This window comes from Frankia sp. EI5c, assembly GCF_001636565.1.
Lineage (GTDB): Bacteria > Actinomycetota > Actinomycetes > Frankiales > Frankiaceae > Parafrankia.
On sequence record NZ_LRTK01000058.1, the window covers coordinates 1 to 16475 of the forward strand.

Sequence of the window (16475 nt, forward strand, 5' to 3'; positions counted from 1 at the left end):
GCGCCGACGTCCTCGTCTGCTACCTGCCCGTCGGGTCCGAGGACGCGGCGAAGTTCTACGCCCAGTGCGCCATCGACGCCGGTGTCGGGTTCATCAACTGCCTCCCGGTCTTCATCGCCGGTGTCCCCGAGTGGGCCGAGAAGTTCCGGGCCGCGGGTGTGCCGATCGTCGGCGACGACATCAAGTCGCAGGTCGGCGCCACCATCACGCACCGGGTGCTGGCGAAGCTGTTCGAGGACCGCGGTGTCATCCTCGACCGCACGATGCAGCTGAACGTCGGCGGCAACATGGACTTCAAGAACATGCTGGAGCNGGAGCGGCTGGAGTCCAAGAAGATCTCCAAGACGCAGGCCGTGACCTCCCAGGTCTCCCACGACCTGGGCAAGGACAACGTGCACATCGGCCCGTCCGACTACGTGGCCTGGCTCGACGACCGCAAGTGGGCCTACGTCCGGCTGGAGGGCCGTGCGTTCGGTGACGTCCCGCTGAACCTGGAGTACAAGCTGGAGGTCTGGGACTCCNCGAACAGCGCCGGTGTCGTGATCGACGCCGTCCNCTGCGCGAAGATCGCCCTCGACCGCGGCGTCGGTGGCCCGATCCTCTCCGCGTCGTCGTACTTCATGAAGTCGCCGCCGGAGCAGTACCGCGACAACGAGGCCCGCGACAAGGTCGAGGCCTTCATCCGCAACGAGGGCTGACTTTCTCCGCTCCGTTCCTGAACGAGGTCCCCGGCGGGCGCCAGGTGTGGTGCCCGCCGGGGACCTCGCGCGTTCCAGCCGCGCGTTCCAGCCGCGCGTTCGAGCCGNCAGCCCGGTACGGCGGTGAGGGCGCCGGCGAGGACCGTGAAGATGCTGTTCGGGTCCAGTGCGCGGTAGCTGGGCGCGCCGGTGGCCGCCGAGATCCGCGCCAGCGCGTCGAGATCCGCGTCCTCCCCGTAGGCGATCGTGATGATCTGGACGGGGACCCGCGGCGAGTACTCGCGGCGCAGGGTCCGGACGAGTTCGTCGAGGGACAGGCCCCCNTCGTCGGAGTTCCGGCCGTCGCTCAACAGCACCACCTGGTTGGGCCCGCCGTCCACATGGTGGTCATGCATGTGCCGGAACGCGGCGAGGGCGGTGTCGTAGAGCCCGGTGTCACCGCCGGGCTCGATCCGGCCCATCGCGTCCAGCAGGGCCTGCGTCCGGGAGACGGCGCCGACCGGTTCGCTCACCGGGCCGACCGGAACGAGTTCCTCCCAGTCCTGGTCGCCGTGCAGGCTGGCGGAAAACCGCCACAGCCCGAGCCGGCTGTCGTCGGCGAACATCGACAGCGCGGCCCCCGCCGCCTCGACCGCCACCTCCAGCCGGCTGCGTCCCTCGCTGCCGGGCACTCCCTCGGCCATCGAGCCGGAACTGTCCAGGACGGCCAGGGTGCTGCCACGCTGGTGCACGCTGACAAAGGACGCCTGCAGCGCGGCGAGCACCGCCGGGCCGAGCTCGGGCTTCTTCCCAAGCCGCGGCCGCGCGACCAGCCCCAGTTCGGTGCCGAAGGAGTCCGCGATCCCGTCGGGCGGCCGGAAGCCGCGGCTGACCAGCGCTGTTCGGCCCCGCCCGGACTCCNGCAACGCCAGCAGGTCCTGCGCCATCCGCGCCTTCACCGGATCGGCCGTGGCGCGGCTGAGGCGGAGGTAACGGATCTCCTCCAGGACGAGCCCGTCCGCCGGATAGGACGCGACCAGCTCGGGGCCCTCCCCGCCCGGCAGCCCGTAGCCCAGCCCGACGCCCTTGTTGTACTGGTAGACCAGGCTCTCGGAGAGCGGCACCGCGGACGGGTGCGCGGTGCCCGGGTCATCGATGTCCGCCGTGCGCAGCGCCGCGAGCAGGCCCGCCTCGCTGCCGGCTATCAGGTCGGCCGCGCGTTCGAGGCCGAGGACGGCGCCCTTCGCGGTGATGTCGTCGGTGACGGCCTTCTCGGTGAGTCGCTCGACCGGGATCTCCAGGGCCTGCGCGACGACGTTCGCCAGCGCGGAAAGGCCGGCGGTGGAGCTCCGCGGGTCGGGCAGGGCGACGGTGAACCGGCCCCAGCCGGCGTTCCCGTGCGCCGCCCAGTAGCCGTCGTCGCGCAGGTGCCCGCGCAGGTCGGCCCAGGAGACCTGCTGCCGGGGCCAGCCCAGCGCCTCGGCCATCGGGCGCGGCATCGCGATGACCGCGGGCGAGGTGGCGATCACTGTTCCGGGGTCGATCAGCAGCCTGTTCGCCGGCTCGGTGGTGCGTGCGAGGGCCAGCCAGTCCGCCGAGTCGGGCACCCAGACATCCGGCATCTCGCCCGCGCCCGCACCGCTCCAGCCGTCCCGCAGGTACGCGGCGGCCCGACCGCCGTCGAGGGTGCTCACCCGGATCGACGTGCAGTACCCGAAGGCGGTGGGGTGCTCGCTCCGATAGGCCGCCGCGACATCCTTCAGCGGGTCCGCCAACGTCGGCGAGACGGCGACCGTCAGCGTCACCGAGCCGGTGCAGCCCGCCGCGCCCGACTCCGGGCGCAGCAACAGCCAGCCACCGGCCACGGAACCGGCTGCCAGCGGCAGGGCGGCCAGCATCGCGAGTCCCCGTATCCACGGGCCTGGGCGGCGGGACCGGTGCCGGGCACCAGACATCAGACCGGGACCTCCGAAGCGGCCGAACTACGCGAAGCGACCGTAGTGGACACTCCGTAACGCGACCTACCACTCAGAGAACTGCAGTGCCTGCATTGATGCGACACAATGAGACATCCGGACGTCGCGCGGCCATTGTGATCGCGCGGAATCCGAAGTTCTTCCAGAGGGATCTCCGTCACCCCATGGCCGCCGTGCGCCGCCNCGCCATTTCGGTCCCGCCGCGCGCTTCGTAGGCTGCTAGGCGTGGCCTGGACCGGCAAGAACTGGACGGGCGACCTGCGCACGCTGCTGCACGGCCGCGGATTCCGGCAGCTCTACGCGAGCCGGCTCACGTCGCAGGCCGCGGACGGCGTGTTCCAGGCGAGCCTGGTCAGCTATGTGCTGTTCTCGCCGGAGCGCGCCACGTCCGCCGGCGCGCTCGCGGCGTCCCTGGCCATCGTGGTGCTGCCTTTCAGTGTGATCGGCCCGTTCGCCGGGATCGTGCTTGACCGGGTCTCCCGACAGCGGGTCCTCGTGGTCTCCTCGGTGGTCCGCACCGTGCTGATGATCGCGCTGATGGGGCTGATCCTCGGCGGCCGGACCGGCGCCGACTTCTACGCGACGGCCCTGGCCTCGGTCAGCGTGAACAGGTTCGTCCTCGCCGCGCTGTCCGCGGGCCTGCCGATGGTCGTCGAGGTCAACCGGCTCGTCACCGCCAACGCGCTTTCCGTCACCTCGGGCACCGTCGCCACCCTGCTCGGCGCTGGGGTCGGCAGTGGCCTGCGCGGTCTCACCGGCGGCGGTGACCGGGCCGTCGCCATGGTGGCGGGGCTGGCCGCGGTCGCCTACCTGGTCGCCGCGCTGACAGCGGCCCGGCCCGCCCGCCTCGCCTTCGGCCCCGTCGAGGCGGTGCCCTGGCAGGGCGCCTGGTCCCAGGCCCGCAGTGTCGCCACCGACCTGGCGGACGGGGTGCGTTATCTGTGGCATCACGGGCCCGCCCGGCGGGCACTGGCCGCGCTGACGACGTCCCGGGCCGCCTACGGCCTGGTCCTGGTCATGACAGTGCTGCTCTACCGCANCTACTTCACCGGCGGCGGAGGCGGCCTGGTCGGCCTGGCCGCGGTGGTGGCGGCGAGCGGCGTGGGCACGATCCTCGCCGCCGTCATCACGCCGCGGGTTACCAGGCACCTGCCGAAGGCCACCTGGATCTCGATCGTCCTCGTCGCGGGCGGTGTCATCGAGATCGCCCTCGGGCTGCCGTTCCTCTCCCCGCTGATGGTGCTGGCCGGCCTGCTGCTCGGCNTCTCCGCGCAGGCCAGCAAGATCTGCGTCGACACGATCGTGCAGGAGGAGACGCACGACGCCTACCGAGGCCGGGCCTTCTCCCTCTACGACCTGCTCTTCAACCTCGCCTTCGTGGCGGCCGCCGCGCTCGCGGCGCTGATCGTGCCCGAGAACGGCCGGTCCGCGCCGACCGTCGTGGCCGCGGGCCTCGGCTACTGCCTCGCCGGCCTGCTCTACTACCGGGCGGCCATGCGCCATCCGGAGGACAGGGTGATCCGCGCTGTCGGCGAGGCACCCGCCGCCGACGGTGCGCCCCTGGTCAGCCCGCCGCCGGGGCCGAGTGCCCCGCCCACGACGAGCAGGTCGCTGACAAGCTGACCGTCAGCGGCGGACCCGCCGGGAGGCGGTGGGCGGCGGTGGGCGGCCCGGCCGCTGCCAGGTCAGGGCGCCGCGGTCCCCTCGGGGCCGGGCTCGTCACCAACGCCCGGCCGGTCACCAGCGCCCGGCCGGTCACCGGGGTTCGGGTCGTCACCGGGAACCGGCACGCCGTTCTCCCGTGCCCACCGGAACAGCTCCGCCTCCGCCGCCTCGCGGCCGAGCAGCCCACGCTCGAACCGGACGTCCAGCATGTGCTCGCGGGCCTTCCCCACCAGCCGCGACGGCCGCAGCCCGAGCAGCGCCATGATGTCGTCGCCGGACAGTTCCGGCCGGATGGCGGCGATCTCCTCGCTGGCGGCGAGGTCGGCGATCCGCTCCTCCAGCGAGTCGTAGGCGCGGGCCAGGTTCTCGGCCTTGCGCCGGTTGCGGGTCGTGCAGTCCGAGCGGACCAGCTTGTGCAGCCGCGACAGGTGCGGACCGGCGTCGTGCACGTAGCGGCGCACGGCGGCGTCCGTCCACTCGCCGGAGCCGTACCCGTGGAACCGCAGGTGCAGGTAGACGAGCGAGCAGATCGCGTCGACGACGTCCTTCGGGAAGCGCAGCGCGACGAGGCGGCGGCGCGTCATGTCCCGTCCGACGACCTCGTGGTGGTGGAAGGAGACCCGGCCACCGGGGACGTGCCGGCGGGTCCGCGGCTTGCCGATGTCGTGCAGCAGCGCGGCCCAGCGCAGGATCTCGTCCGGGCCGTCGTCCTCCAGCGCCATCGCCTGGCGCAGCACGGTCATCGTGTGCGCGTAGACGTCCTTGTGCTGGTGGTGCTCGTCGATCTCCATCCGCATCGCGCCGAGCTCCGGCAGCACCCGGTCGGCGACCCCGACCTCGACGAGCCGCTCCAGGCCGGCCACCGGGTCCGGGCTGACGATCAGCTTGCGCAGCTCGTCGCGCACCCGCTCCGGGGAGACGATCGAGATGCGCTCCGCCCGCGAGCGCATGGCGGCGACCAGCTCGGGCACGGGCGTGAGGCCGAGCGCCGCCTCGAACCGGGCCGCGCGCAGGATGCGCAGCGGGTCGTCGTCGAAGGACTCCTCCGGCGGGCCCGGCGTCCGCAGCNCCCCGCGGGCCAGGTCGGCCATCCCGCCGAACAGGTCGACGAACTCGTGGCCGGGGACGGACACCGCCATCGCGTTCACGGTGAAGTCGCGCCGGACCAGGTCCTCCTGCAGGCCATCACCATAGGTGACGGTCGGATTGCGGGACGTCCGGTCGTAGGACTCGCTGCGGTAGGTCGTGATCTCGAAGCGCACGCCGCGGCGAGCCAGGCCGACCGTGCCGAAGGCGATGCCCGCCTCCCAGGTCGCCTCGGCCCAGCCGCGGGTGATCTCCAGGACGCGCTCGGGCCGGGCGTCCGTGGTGAAGTCGAGGTCGGGGGCGCCTTCCGCCCGGCCCAGCAGCGAGTCCCGGACGGAACCGCCGACCAGATAGAGGGCGTGCCCGTGGTCGGCGAAGATCCGGCCCAGCTCGTCAGCGGGCGCGGGTACGCGCAGCAGCTCGCTCACCACCTGCTCCGCCGAGTCCCGGGGATTGTCAAGACTGATCACAGCCACCCGTTCAGATTACGGGCGAGCGGGCCCGTGGTGACATCCGTGGCCACGTCGGCACGCTGCCGACACTCCGCGGGCCGCCCGTCGGCGCCTCATCCGGCCCCCCNCCCGCCACCGCCGGCCTCGCCGGGCACCCCCCACACCACGCGGAACGTNCCCAACCACGTACTGAGGCGATTCTCCCGGATGAACCGGACACACAACGAGGCCGTTTCGGCCGCTGCTCGTACGATCAGTGCATGCCCTCCCCGCCCAGGACGCCCGGCCGAAGGCCGCTGCGCAGGGTTGAGGAGACCTCCGCGGGTGGCCTGGTCCTCGACATCGCCTCCGCCAACGCGNACGCGGCCCTGATCGCCCGTAGGGACCGGCATGGTCGTCTGTTGTGGTCTCTGCCGAAGGGNCATGTGGAGGCGGATGAGACCACGGAGGAGGCTGCCGTCCGGGAGGTCGCAGAGGAGACCGGGGTGAGGGGCGTGGTGCTGGGCCCGCTGGGCACCATCGACTTCTGGTTCGTCGCCGGCGAGGCCCGGGTCCACAAGACCGTCCACCACTTTCTGCTGGTGCGGACGGGCGGTGACCTGTCCGACGACGACATCGAGGTCGACGAGGTGGCCTGGGTGCCGCTGCGGGACGTCGCGCACCGCCTCGCCTACGCCGACGAGCGGCGCCTGCTCGACGGGGTGCCGACGATCCTCGCCAAAGCCTCGTGAGCGGGCCTTTCCCGGCCCGGCGGGGGCGCCGGCGGCTGGTTTCGGCGCTGGCCGCGCTCAGCCTCGCCGCGCTCGTCGGCCCGGGCGCGGGCACCGGCCGGGCGGCGGCCACCGAAGCACCGGGCGGCCACCCTGAACCGCCGTCATCCACAGTTTCCACANGGCTGTCCACAGAGTTGTCCACAGGATCGACCTCAGCTGTGGGAATCACCGCCGGGACAGCGGTCTCCATCCAGCCGGTGACCCGGACATCCCCTGACACCGGCGGCACTTCGGGCACGCCCCGGACCACGCCCGGGAGCACGGGCACCACGGGTGGTGCCGGTGGCACGGCGGGATCCACCACGAACCCCACGACCGCGAACCCCACGACCGCGGTCACCATCACCGGGGTGGACCCACCGGACAACGGCTCCACCCAGCTGCGGATCGCCGGGACCGTCCTCGTGCAGGGCACCGCTCCGGTGAGCGACCTCGGCATCCGGCTGGAGGTCGGCTCCGCGCTGACGTCCAGGGACGCGCTCGCGCGGATGAGCCGCGGCGAGACGGTACCGACCGACAGGTGGCGGGATCTCGACAGCCAGCCACTGGCCCCGCTCGCCGCCACGGCGACCGGGGCCCCGTTCCTGACCGGCGGTGACGTGGCCGCGCTCGTCCCGGGCCAGGGCATCGAGGTCCGGCCGGTGCGGGTCACGGCCGTCGGCCGGGTCAACGGGCGGGCGCTGGCGATCCTGGCCTCCGCGACGACCTTCATGGTCCTGTCGGCACCCCAGGCCACCGCCCCCGCGGCCAGGACGGCGGTGCTGACCGTCGTGCCGCTGGCGAGCCCGCCGCGACTGCGGGTCGACGGCCTGTTCACCGACAACACCCTGGCGGCCGAGATCGCCGAGGGCGGCCGGCTGCGCGAGCTGCTCGACGCCGTCACCGCCACCGCCGGGCTACCCGCCAGCAATCCAGCGGTCGCGCTCGGCGTCGACCCGACGCTGGTGCAGGCCCTGTGGCAGATGACGTCGAAGCAGGGGTACGACTACGCGACTCCCAGCGGGGAACGGCACGCGCCGACCGACCCGAACGCCGCCCAGTTCCTGGAGATGATCCAGGCCTACGCGCGGCAGGGCGGCACCGTCTTCGCGCTGCCCTACGGCGACATCGACCTGCCGGCCACCGTCCGTGCCGATCAGCTCGACGCGCTGCAGTACTCGGTCAACACCGGCCAGACCGTGATCGCCCAGCTGCTGGGCCGCGAGCCCCTGCAGAAGGACACGATCGCCTTCCCCGCGGACGGGATCGCCGACGCGCCGACCGTCAACGCCCTCGCCGCGGGCGGCGCGAGCACGGTGATCGTCGACGACCGGCTCCTGCCGGCCGCCCGTTCCCTGAAGTACACCCCCTCGGCGGCGGCGACCCTGCCCGCCAACACCGGCCAGATCCACGCACTGGCCGCCGACCACGTGCTCACCGAGCTCGTCACCGGCTACAACGGCACCNTGGCGCAGCACGACACCGCGCTGGCCCGGTTCCAGGCCGAACTCGCGATGATCACGGATGAGGTTCCGCAGCGCCGGCTGGTGGTGCTCGCGCTGCCCCGCTACACCAGCAACCCGATGCCCGCCGACTGGCTGGGGGAGATCCTCCAGAACATCGACGGCACCTGGTCGACCCCGGTCGACATCCACGGCGCGATCGCCACCGACCTGGACGGGACCCGGCAGCGCGCGGGGCTGACCTACAACGAGGTCGCCCAGGGCCGAGAGCTGCCGACCGACTACGTCGACGGGGTCGAGGACATCCGGCGCAGGGTGCACATCCTCGGGTCGCTGTTCTGCCCCGCGGGCACGATGACCGACCAGGAGTGGCACGCCTGCAAGCGGGAGAAGATCTCTCCGATGACCGACACGCTGATCACGGGCCTGTCCGCCGCGTGGCGCTCGGACCGGCCGGCCGGTGNCGCGCTTGTCCAGGGGGCCGACGGCCGGGTCCGGGACCTCCGGTCGAGCGTCCGGGTCGTCGCCTCGCGGATGGTCAACCTCACCAGCAGCCGCGGCCGTGTCCCGGTCACCCTGGAGAACAGCTCCCCCTGGCGGGTCGCCGTCGTGCTGAAACTGTCGTCCACCGACCGGGGGCGGCTCGTCTCGGCCACCGAGGNCAACCGCGTCCTCGATCCGCAGCAGAAGGACCAGGTGGAGATCGAGGTCGACGCGGAGAGCGCCGGCACCTTCCCGGTCGACATCCGGCTGGAGACCATCGACGGCCAGAAGATCGGGCCGGACGCGTCGGCTCGGGTGCTGGTCCGCTCGACCGTCTACGGGGCCATCGCCANGGCGATCACGGTCGGGGCGATCGGTGTGCTCATGGCGGCGGTGCTGATCCGGCTGATACGCAAGCTACGCGCCCACCGCCGGGGCACCGCCACAGCCGGCACCGGCCCGCTCCCGGAGGGGAGCCCGTTCCCCGAAGCCGAGCGACTCCCCGCGAGTGACCGGGCATCCGGTGACCCACTTCTCGATGCCGATCCGCTCATCGGCGCGGGACCCCTTCTCGGCGCCAGTCCGTTCCGCGGGGCCAGTCCGTTCCGCGGCACCGACTCACCCGGCAACCACCCACTCCGGCCCGCGGCTGAATCCGAGTGGCCCGACCGGGCGACCCTGCCGCTGCGGAACCCCGCGCCCGCCGGGCCGGAGCAGACACGTCGCCCGCCGGTGACACCATCGGCTCCCATCCCGACATCGGGGTCCACGACCACGTCGGGACCCCCGGCCCGGCCACGGCGACGGGACGGCCGGTGACGCCGGCGGACGGGCGTCGACGGTCACCGCACGGCGGTCACGGCGACGACCGTCACGGCTACGGCGACGACCGTCACGGCTACGGCGAGGGCGGCCCCGGCGACGGTGAGGGCGGTCACGGCGACGTTCGGCGCGGCCGGGGCCCCGCGCCCGGCGCCTCCGGCGATCCGTACACGGTGGAGCGGTACGTCGATCCCGGAAGCGACCGATACGTGCGCGACCACGAACCCGGTCCGGAACACCCACCGTTTCCNGATGCCTACGAGCGTCCGGACCGCTACCGTCCGAACGTGGCCCGACCCGTCGAAGACTCCGCGGCGCCGTGGGACGACCCGGACCCGCGTCGGGACCAGGCTGCCCGGCGCCGCTACGAGCAACCCCCGGGCCCGGCCCGTTCCGGCCCCCCGCACACCGGGCCCGGGTCGTCGGGCCACCGGCCCGACGACGGCTACGGGAACGAGGGCCACCGGTACGACGACGGCCCTCAGTACGACGAGCGGTACAGGCACGAGGAGCAGTACCGGCACGAGGAGCAGTACCGGCGCGACGACCCCTACCGGCGTGACGATCCGTATCTGTCCGGCGATCCGCGCGGGCACGGTGGCGGGCGAGGCCGCGACGATCGCGACTACCGCGACCCGAACTACGATGACCGCGGTCATGGCCGGCCTGAATACGACAGTTCGGGCTATGGCGGACCTGGGTACGACGCCCCCCGATACGGCGAGCCGAGCTACGACAGCCCCCGGTACACCGAGCCGGGCTACCCGCCGGAACGGATCGATGACCCGGCCCGAGACGGGCGCACGCCCCGCCCGCGCGAGAGCCGCCCCGGGCGTGGCGGCGGCACGCCGCCACCACGCAGGCAGTTCCCGCCAGCGGACCACGGTTGGGAGCACGGCCAGAACCGGCCGCCGCCGGACGGGCCGGAACGGAGTCCGGCGCCCGGCTGGGACACCGGTGCTGGCGGCAGATACCCGACACCATCACCGGCAGCGGGCCCGAGTCACACCGGAGACCCGCACGACAGCGGCGTGCGCCGGATCGACCCGTATGCGGGCACGTCGCCCAAGTCATACCAGGTGGATGCCGAGTCGTTCGGCGGGTACCCCTCCGACTCATGCCAGCGTGGGTCCGCCGAACCCGGGGAGCAGACCCGGAAGCTGCCGAGCGCGCCGCGCGTCCCGCCGCCGTCCGAAGGCGGGCCCGCGGCTCGACCGGCACGGGCGCGCACGCCGGCACCCGGTGCCCCTGCCCACGGCGGCGGTGCCCACGACGGCATGGCGCGGCATCGTCCCCCCGTCCAGCCGGGCGACGAGCCGTTCTACGAGCTGCCCGCGGACGACCGCACCGCCCGGCTGCCACCGCCGGTGACACCGCCGCCCGGCGCGAAGCGGGCCGGGTCGACGGGCGCGCCGGGGCTGCCGCCCCGAGCGGCCCCGCCGCGCCAGCCAACCGAGCGACGTCCCGCGCCCACGGCCGGAACCCGGGGAACCGGCACCGGCAGGGCCGCGGGCGGCGGCAAGGCTGCCGGCACCGGAAAGAGCACGGGAAAGAGCACCGGTCTCGGCCGAGCCAGCGGGACGATGGCGATCGGCACCATCGCCTCCCGGGCCTCCGGTTTCGTGCGCACGGTCGCCATCGCGGCGGCGATCGGTGTCGGCACTGTCGGTGACGCCTACACGGCCGCGAACACGACTCCGAACGTCCTCTACGACCTGCTGCTCGGTGGCATCCTCACCAGCGCCATCGTCCCGGTGCTGGTCCGGGCCTCGAAGGAGGACCCGGACGGCGGGGACGGTTTCGCCTCGTCCCTGCTGACCCTGACAGTGCTCGGCCTGAGCGTCGCGATGATCCTCGGGATGCTCGTCGCACCCCAGATCATCGAGCTCNACATGGACACCGACAACGAGCCCCAGAAAGCGCTGGCCACGGATCTGCTGCGCTGGTTCCTGCCGCAGGTGCTCTTCTACGGGGTCGGCGCGACGCTCGGAGCGGTCCTCAACACCAGACAGTCGTTCGCCGCGCCCATGTTCGCGCCGGTGCTCAACAACCTGGTGGTCATCGCCACCTGCGTGGCGTTCATCCTCATCCCGGGGCGGACCCCGCTGACGGCGGACGGGATCACCGACACGCAGACCTTCGTGCTGGCAAGCGGGACGACACTCGGTGTGATCGTGATGACCGTGGCGCTGCTGCCGGCCGTGCGGGCCGTCGGCTTCCGCTACCGCCCCCGCCTCGACCTGCGTCACCCCGGGCTGCGGGCGGCCTATCAGCTGGCCGGCTGGACGCTGCTCTACGTGGTGGTCAGCCAGATCGGCTTCGTCGTGATCACCAATCTGGCGACGGGTGGCCAGGTTCTCACGATCTACCAGAACGCGTACCAGATCTTCCAGCTCCCCTACGCGATCATCGGCGTCTCCGTGGTCACCGCGCTGCTCCCCCGGATGAGCAACCACGCGGCGGCCGGCAAGACCGCGCTGGTCCGCGAGGACCTCTCCACCGCAACCCGGATGACGGTCNCCGCGATCGTTCCGTCCGCGCTGTTCCTGCTGGCCCTGGGCCGTCCGATCGCGGTCACGATCTTCAGTCGCGGCGCCGTCGACCACGAGGCCGCCGTGCGGATCGGCGACGCCCTGAGCGCGTTCGCCGTGGCCCTGGTGCCCTTCTCGCTGTTCCAGGTGCAGCTGCGCGCCTTCTACGCCTACCGGGACAGCCGTACCCCGGCGCTGGTCAACATCGGTGTGGTCGCGACGAACGTCGTCGCCGCCATCGTGCTGTCCCGGGTGGCCGACGAGGAGCACCGCGCGGTCGTGCTGCCACTGGGCTTCTCGCTGGCCTACCTGATCGGTCTGGCCGCGACGACCACGTTGCTGCGGCGCAGGCTCGGCGGGATCGACGGCAACCGCATCGCGCGGGTGACCACCCGGGTGAGCGTGACGGCCGGCGTCGGCGCGGTGCTGGCGAGTGTCGTCGCGAACGGACTGCGCGATCTGCTCGGGCAGGGCTGGCTGCCGTCCGGCATCGCGGTCATCGTCGCGCTGGTCGTCGGCGGCCTGGCCTTCGTCGTGATCTCGGTCCGCAGCGGGCTCTACGAGATGACCGCCCTCATGCGCATGATCGGGGGAAGGTTCGGCGGGGGCCGCCGCGGCACGGCGGCAGCCGCCGGCGGCGCCCCGACCGTGCGGAAGGGGTCCACCCGCCAGCCGGGCCGCGCCTCATCTCCCGACCGCGCCTCATCTCCCGACCGCAACTCGCCGTATCGGGACGAGCGGGACCGGGGTGACCGTGGGTCGTCGGGTCGTGGGTCTTCGGGTCGTGGGTCGTCGGGTCGTGGGTCGTCGTCGCGGTCCGCGGCGGACCGCGGCCGGAGCCGGGGGCAGGCACCCGGTCAGGGCCGCGACCCCGGCCAGGGCCGCAACCGCGGACCGCGTGGGGACGGCGGTGGGCAGCGGGGCGGCGGTGGGCAGCGGGGCGGCGGCCCGCGGCGGGACGGCGGCCCGGGCGGCGGGCGCGGACGTCCCGGCTGAGGGTTTCGGCCGTTCAGCGGTGTGGGCTCCGCGTTTCTCGGTGCCGTCGCGCCATCCGGACCGCCACCGCCCCCATGGGAGCCCAACGAACACGTCGCAGCACAACCATGCGCAGCATTACCGCGACGATCCCGTGAAATCCCGCGACCGGCCAGCAAGATCCAGTACAAAGGGCGTCAGCGGAAACGCGCAACACGCATCGGGTTCACGCGACCGCATCGGCGATCGTCCTAATCCACCCCTGTGGGGGAGGCCAGGGGCACATCTCCGGGCGGCCGTTCCCACCAGAGTGCCAACCTGGCTTGTCCGGAGACATCCGCGAGATGACAGGGCTGGCCTCGTACACTGAACACGCTGTGCGCGGGCCCCGCCAACGTCGCCGGTGAACCAGGTGCAGCATCCGGGCTGGTCCCGCTTTCGAGCGAACCATCTCTGCCAGGGCGACGGAGGGTACCCGGGGTGTCCGTTCGCGGTGGCGGAACGCTGGGCGGATCCCCTGCCCGGTTCGGGTGGGGCAACCCGCCGGCAGGTATGGACGACGGAGGCGCTGTGGTCGACGGAAGCAACCGACCGCAGGGCGCGGACGTCGATAACGACGTGACCAACGATGCGCCGGCCCAACGTCAGGCCAGCACCGCGGTACTGGCCGAATCAGTTCTCGACCGGCGCTACCGACTTCTGACCGCGTTGAACACTCGCGGCCCGGTCACCCTGTGGCGGGGTGACGACAACGTGCTGGCCCGTCCGGTCGCTGTCCGGGTCGTCGAGCATCTCGATGACGACGACCCGGCCGCCCGGCCCGGGGCTGACGGAACCGTCCTGGAGGACGTCGCCCAGGCGTTGCTGAAGGCCGCGATCAGCTCGGGCAGGTTCGTCCACCCCGGTGCCGCCTCCACGTATGACGCGACGACGACGACCGTCGGCTCCGCCCGGATCTCCTATGTGGTCTCGGAGTGGGTGGAGNGGCGAACGCTGCGCCAGCTCGCGGCCGAGGGGCCACTGCGCCCCGAGCAGGCCGGCGCGGTCGTGCTCGCCGCGGCCAGGGTCCTGGCCGCGGCGCACGAGCGCGGCATCCACCACGGCGGGCTCAACCCGGGCGACGTCATCATCTCCAGCCACGGCACCGTCAAGGTCGTCGATCTTGAGATCGCCGGCATCCTCGCCGGTCTGGACGGCTCCTCCCCGGCGCCTGGCGACGGTGAGGAGAGCGACGCCGCCGCCGTCTCGGAACTGGCGGACGTCCGAGCACTGGGCGCCNTGCTCTACGCCGGCCTGACGGGCACCTGGCCGCTGCACAGCGAGCACGCCCTGCCGGCGGCGCCGTCGTCGAACGGGCGGCTGCGCACCCCCCGGCAGGTCAACTCGGCGGTCCCCCGCGACCTTGACGCGATCACCCTGGCCACCCTCGGCGACGACCGGGCCGGCGCGCCCATCACCACGGCCGCCGAGCTGGTGGCCGAGCTGGAGGCGGTGAGCCCGGTCGACCAGGTGCTCGACACGGGGCTGATGAGCCTCGGCGACGAGGGCCCGATCAGCACCGAGGCGANGCCGGTGGAGCCCTACGGCCCGGCCACCTCGGACTACCCCGCCTCGGCGGCCTACCCCGACCGTTCGGGCCACAGCGGCTACGACAACCGCGACGGCTACGACAACCGCGACGGCTACGGCGCTCAGGACGGCTACGGCGGGCGGGACCCCTACGGTGGCGGGCGGGACTCCTACGGCGGCGGGCGCGGCGGCTACGGCGACACCGGCGGCCGTGCCGGCTACGGCGACACCGGCCCAGCCGGCGGCTACCGCGGCGGCGCCGGCGGCGGCCGCGGGTACGACCAGACGGCGTACCTGGGCGGCGGTGGCTACGACCAGACCTCCTACGAGGAGCGCGGCTACGGCGGCGGGCGCGGCTACGACGGCCGCGACGACCGCGAGCGGGGGCATGACGGCTACCCGGCGCAGCGCGGTCCGTCCGAGCCTCGCCGGCACCCTGATGACGGCAACGGCCTGCCGCCGGCGGGCGGGCGGCGCCGCGACGGTTCCGGGGGCGGGTCACCGGCCCGCGGTGTGCTGCCCTGGGTGGCGCTCGCGGTGGTCGTTCTCCTGATCGCCGTGGTCGCCGTGATCGCGCTGAACGACAANGGCGGCGATGGCGACGACGGCGGCGCCACCTCCCCGACGTCCACGGCGATGCGGGCCGCCGGAACGAAGATCGACTTTGCCCAGGCCGAGTCCTTCGACCCNCAGACAAACGATCCGGTGAAGGACGAGAACCCCGACAACGTCCCGCTGGCCACCGACGGCAACCCGGACACCGAGTGGACCACCACGGGTTACGCCCAGCCCGCCCCGTTCGGCGGTCTGAAGACCGGCGTGGGTCTGCGGTTCACCTTCGCCGAGGCTGTCGCTCCCAGCGAGGTCGTGGTCACGATCGGCAAGCTGGCGCCGGTCTCGTTCGAGCTGCGGGCGGGCGACAGCCTCTCGAACACCATCGACGACTACCCGAAGATCGGTGACACGCATACCGGGTCGGGCAAGATGAGCGTCGGCATGCCGTCCGACCAGACACCGCACAAGTACTGGGTGCTCTGGCTGACCGATCTGCCCACGAACCCCGCGGACGGGAAGCTCAAGGGATCGATCGCCGAGGTCGAGTTCCGGCGCTGACCGGGGCGGGAGAGCTGATGGAGAGCCGGTGAGCTCGCCTCCCGCACGGCGGGGCGCGCGTCGTCGCGCCCGCCAGACCGCCGTGGGCGGCGCCGAAGGCCTGGGCGGCGCCGCGGAAACAGCGGCCGCCGCCGACGCGGACGCACTGCGCCGGCACGTGGCGGGTGATCCGGATGCCTTCGGCGAGCTGTTCCGCGCGCACGCGGACCGCCTGTGGACGGTCGCGTTCACCCTGCTGCGCGACGCCGAGGAGGCTGCGGACGCCGTCCAGGAGGCGATGCTCTCCGCGCACCGCCGGGCGGCCGACTTCCGGGGCGAGGCGGCCGTCGGCACCTGGCTGCACCGGATCGTCACCAACGCGGCCCTCGACCGCCTGCGCCGCCGCGCCGTGCGCCCGACGGTGCCGTTGCCGTCCTCACCGGACGGCGCCGCCCAGGAGCCGCCGGACACCCGCGACGCGATCGCCGAGCATGACACCCGGATGGACANCCAGACCGCGCTGGGCCTTCTCCCAATCACGCTGCGCGCCCCGGTGGTGCTGGTGGACGTCGAGGGACGCCCGGTGGCGGAGGTCGCCGCGATGCTGGGCATTCCGGTGGGAACGGTCAAGAGNCGCTGCTCGCGGGCCCGCGCCCAACTCGCCGTCCATCTCGGGCATCTCGCCCCCGAACGGGCTCTCCCACCGGCCCACGGGAACCAGCCGGCCTCCCCTTCCGTCTCAGATGTGGGACGCGCGGACGCGGGACGGGCGGTGGACGATGCGCAGGCGCCCGACGGAGTCGCTATCCCGGAACCGGCGGAGCCCACGGAACCAGCCCGACCGTCCGGGCCGACCAACACCATTGATCCCATCAGCCCCATCGACCCGACCGATCTGACGGCCGGGCGGCTGACTCGCCGGAGGAGGTGAT

General features: G+C 73.0%; 4 protein-coding genes and 25 pseudogenes. 24 read left to right on the forward strand and 5 right to left on the reverse strand.

What is annotated here, in order from left to right:
- The 3 pseudogenes from UG55_RS40040 to UG55_RS40050 form a co-directional block, all read left to right on the forward strand.
- A pseudogene (locus UG55_RS40040) lies at positions 1 to 312 on the forward strand (inositol-3-phosphate synthase); the annotation flags it as partial.
- A 1-nt stretch (position 313) separates the two neighbouring features.
- Positions 314 to 521, forward strand: a pseudogene (locus tag UG55_RS40045) (inositol-3-phosphate synthase); the annotation flags it as partial.
- Between the two features lie 35 nt (positions 522 to 556).
- A pseudogene (locus tag UG55_RS40050) lies at positions 557 to 698 on the forward strand (inositol-3-phosphate synthase); the annotation flags it as partial.
- A gap of 108 nt (positions 699 to 806) precedes the next feature.
- Here the strand turns inward: UG55_RS40050 and UG55_RS47735 are convergent.
- The 3 pseudogenes from UG55_RS47735 to UG55_RS40060 all read right to left on the reverse strand — a co-directional run.
- A pseudogene (locus UG55_RS47735) lies at positions 807 to 1021 on the reverse strand (hypothetical protein); the annotation flags it as partial.
- Position 1022: 1 nt separating this feature from the next.
- Positions 1023 to 1598 (reverse strand): annotated as a pseudogene (locus tag UG55_RS45580) (VWA domain-containing protein); the annotation flags it as partial.
- A gap of 1 nt (position 1599) precedes the next feature.
- Positions 1600 to 2632: pseudogene (locus UG55_RS40060) on the reverse strand (substrate-binding domain-containing protein); the annotation flags it as partial.
- Between the two features lie 246 nt (positions 2633 to 2878).
- Between UG55_RS40060 and UG55_RS40065 the strand changes: the two are divergent.
- The 3 pseudogenes from UG55_RS40065 to UG55_RS40075 form a co-directional block, all read left to right on the forward strand.
- Positions 2879 to 3692, forward strand: a pseudogene (locus UG55_RS40065) (MFS transporter); the annotation flags it as partial.
- Position 3693: 1 nt separating this feature from the next.
- A pseudogene (locus UG55_RS40070) lies at positions 3694 to 3916 on the forward strand (MFS transporter); the annotation flags it as partial.
- 1 nt (position 3917) lies between these two features.
- Positions 3918 to 4276 (forward strand): annotated as a pseudogene (locus UG55_RS40075) (MFS transporter); the annotation flags it as partial.
- A gap of 62 nt (positions 4277 to 4338) precedes the next feature.
- Here the strand turns inward: UG55_RS40075 and UG55_RS20535 are convergent.
- On the reverse strand, positions 4339 to 5386 hold a 1048-nt coding region (locus tag UG55_RS20535; RefSeq protein ID WP_242424855.1), incomplete at its 5' end, for a CCA tRNA nucleotidyltransferase.
- 1 nt (position 5387) lies between these two features.
- Positions 5388 to 5874: pseudogene (locus UG55_RS40080) on the reverse strand (CCA tRNA nucleotidyltransferase); the annotation flags it as partial.
- Positions 5875 to 6116: 242 nt separating this feature from the next.
- Between UG55_RS40080 and UG55_RS40085 the strand changes: the two are divergent.
- The 18 genes and pseudogenes from UG55_RS40085 to UG55_RS40170 all read left to right on the forward strand — a co-directional run.
- Positions 6117 to 6215, forward strand: a pseudogene (locus UG55_RS40085) (NUDIX hydrolase); the annotation flags it as partial.
- 1 nt (position 6216) lies between these two features.
- Positions 6217 to 6277 (forward strand): annotated as a pseudogene (locus UG55_RS40090) (NUDIX hydrolase); the annotation flags it as partial.
- Position 6278: 1 nt separating this feature from the next.
- Positions 6279 to 6587, forward strand: a pseudogene (locus UG55_RS20540) (NUDIX domain-containing protein); the annotation flags it as partial.
- The coding region (locus UG55_RS40095; protein WP_242424859.1) for a hypothetical protein at positions 6584 to 6748 on the forward strand (165 nt) is incomplete at its 3' end. The pseudogene UG55_RS20540 and the gene UG55_RS40095, both read left to right, overlap by 4 nt.
- A 1-nt stretch (position 6749) precedes the next feature.
- Positions 6750 to 8074: pseudogene (locus tag UG55_RS40100) on the forward strand (DUF6049 family protein); the annotation flags it as partial.
- A 1-nt stretch (position 8075) separates the two neighbouring features.
- A pseudogene (locus UG55_RS40105) lies at positions 8076 to 8534 on the forward strand (hypothetical protein); the annotation flags it as partial.
- Position 8535: 1 nt separating this feature from the next.
- A pseudogene (locus UG55_RS40110) lies at positions 8536 to 8732 on the forward strand (DUF6049 family protein); the annotation flags it as partial.
- 1 nt (position 8733) lies between these two features.
- Positions 8734 to 8906, forward strand: a pseudogene (locus tag UG55_RS40115) (hypothetical protein); the annotation flags it as partial.
- Position 8907: 1 nt separating this feature from the next.
- Positions 8908 to 9373 (forward strand): annotated as a pseudogene (locus tag UG55_RS40120) (hypothetical protein); the annotation flags it as partial.
- A gap of 290 nt (positions 9374 to 9663) precedes the next feature.
- Positions 9664 to 11265 (forward strand): lipid II flippase MurJ (locus UG55_RS40125; RefSeq protein ID WP_304440429.1); only part of this gene is annotated, 1602 nt, incomplete at its 3' end.
- A 1-nt stretch (position 11266) separates the two neighbouring features.
- Positions 11267 to 11895: pseudogene (locus UG55_RS40130) on the forward strand (lipid II flippase MurJ); the annotation flags it as partial.
- Position 11896: 1 nt separating this feature from the next.
- A pseudogene (locus UG55_RS40135) lies at positions 11897 to 12903 on the forward strand (lipid II flippase MurJ); the annotation flags it as partial.
- Between the two features lie 549 nt (positions 12904 to 13452).
- Positions 13453 to 13866 (forward strand): annotated as a pseudogene (locus UG55_RS40140) (serine/threonine protein kinase); the annotation flags it as partial.
- Position 13867: 1 nt separating this feature from the next.
- Positions 13868 to 14160: pseudogene (locus UG55_RS40145) on the forward strand (serine/threonine protein kinase); the annotation flags it as partial.
- Position 14161: 1 nt separating this feature from the next.
- Positions 14162 to 14449, forward strand: a pseudogene (locus UG55_RS40150) (serine/threonine protein kinase); the annotation flags it as partial.
- A 1215-nt stretch (positions 14450 to 15664) separates the two neighbouring features.
- A partial coding sequence (locus UG55_RS40160; protein WP_396230965.1) for a sigma-70 family RNA polymerase sigma factor occupies positions 15665 to 16052 on the forward strand: 388 nt, incomplete at its 3' end.
- Position 16053: 1 nt separating this feature from the next.
- Positions 16054 to 16176, forward strand: a pseudogene (locus UG55_RS40165) (sigma factor-like helix-turn-helix DNA-binding protein); the annotation flags it as partial.
- Position 16177: 1 nt separating this feature from the next.
- A pseudogene (locus UG55_RS40170) lies at positions 16178 to 16474 on the forward strand (RNA polymerase sigma factor SigM); the annotation flags it as partial.
- Between the last annotated feature and the right edge of the window lies 1 nt (position 16475).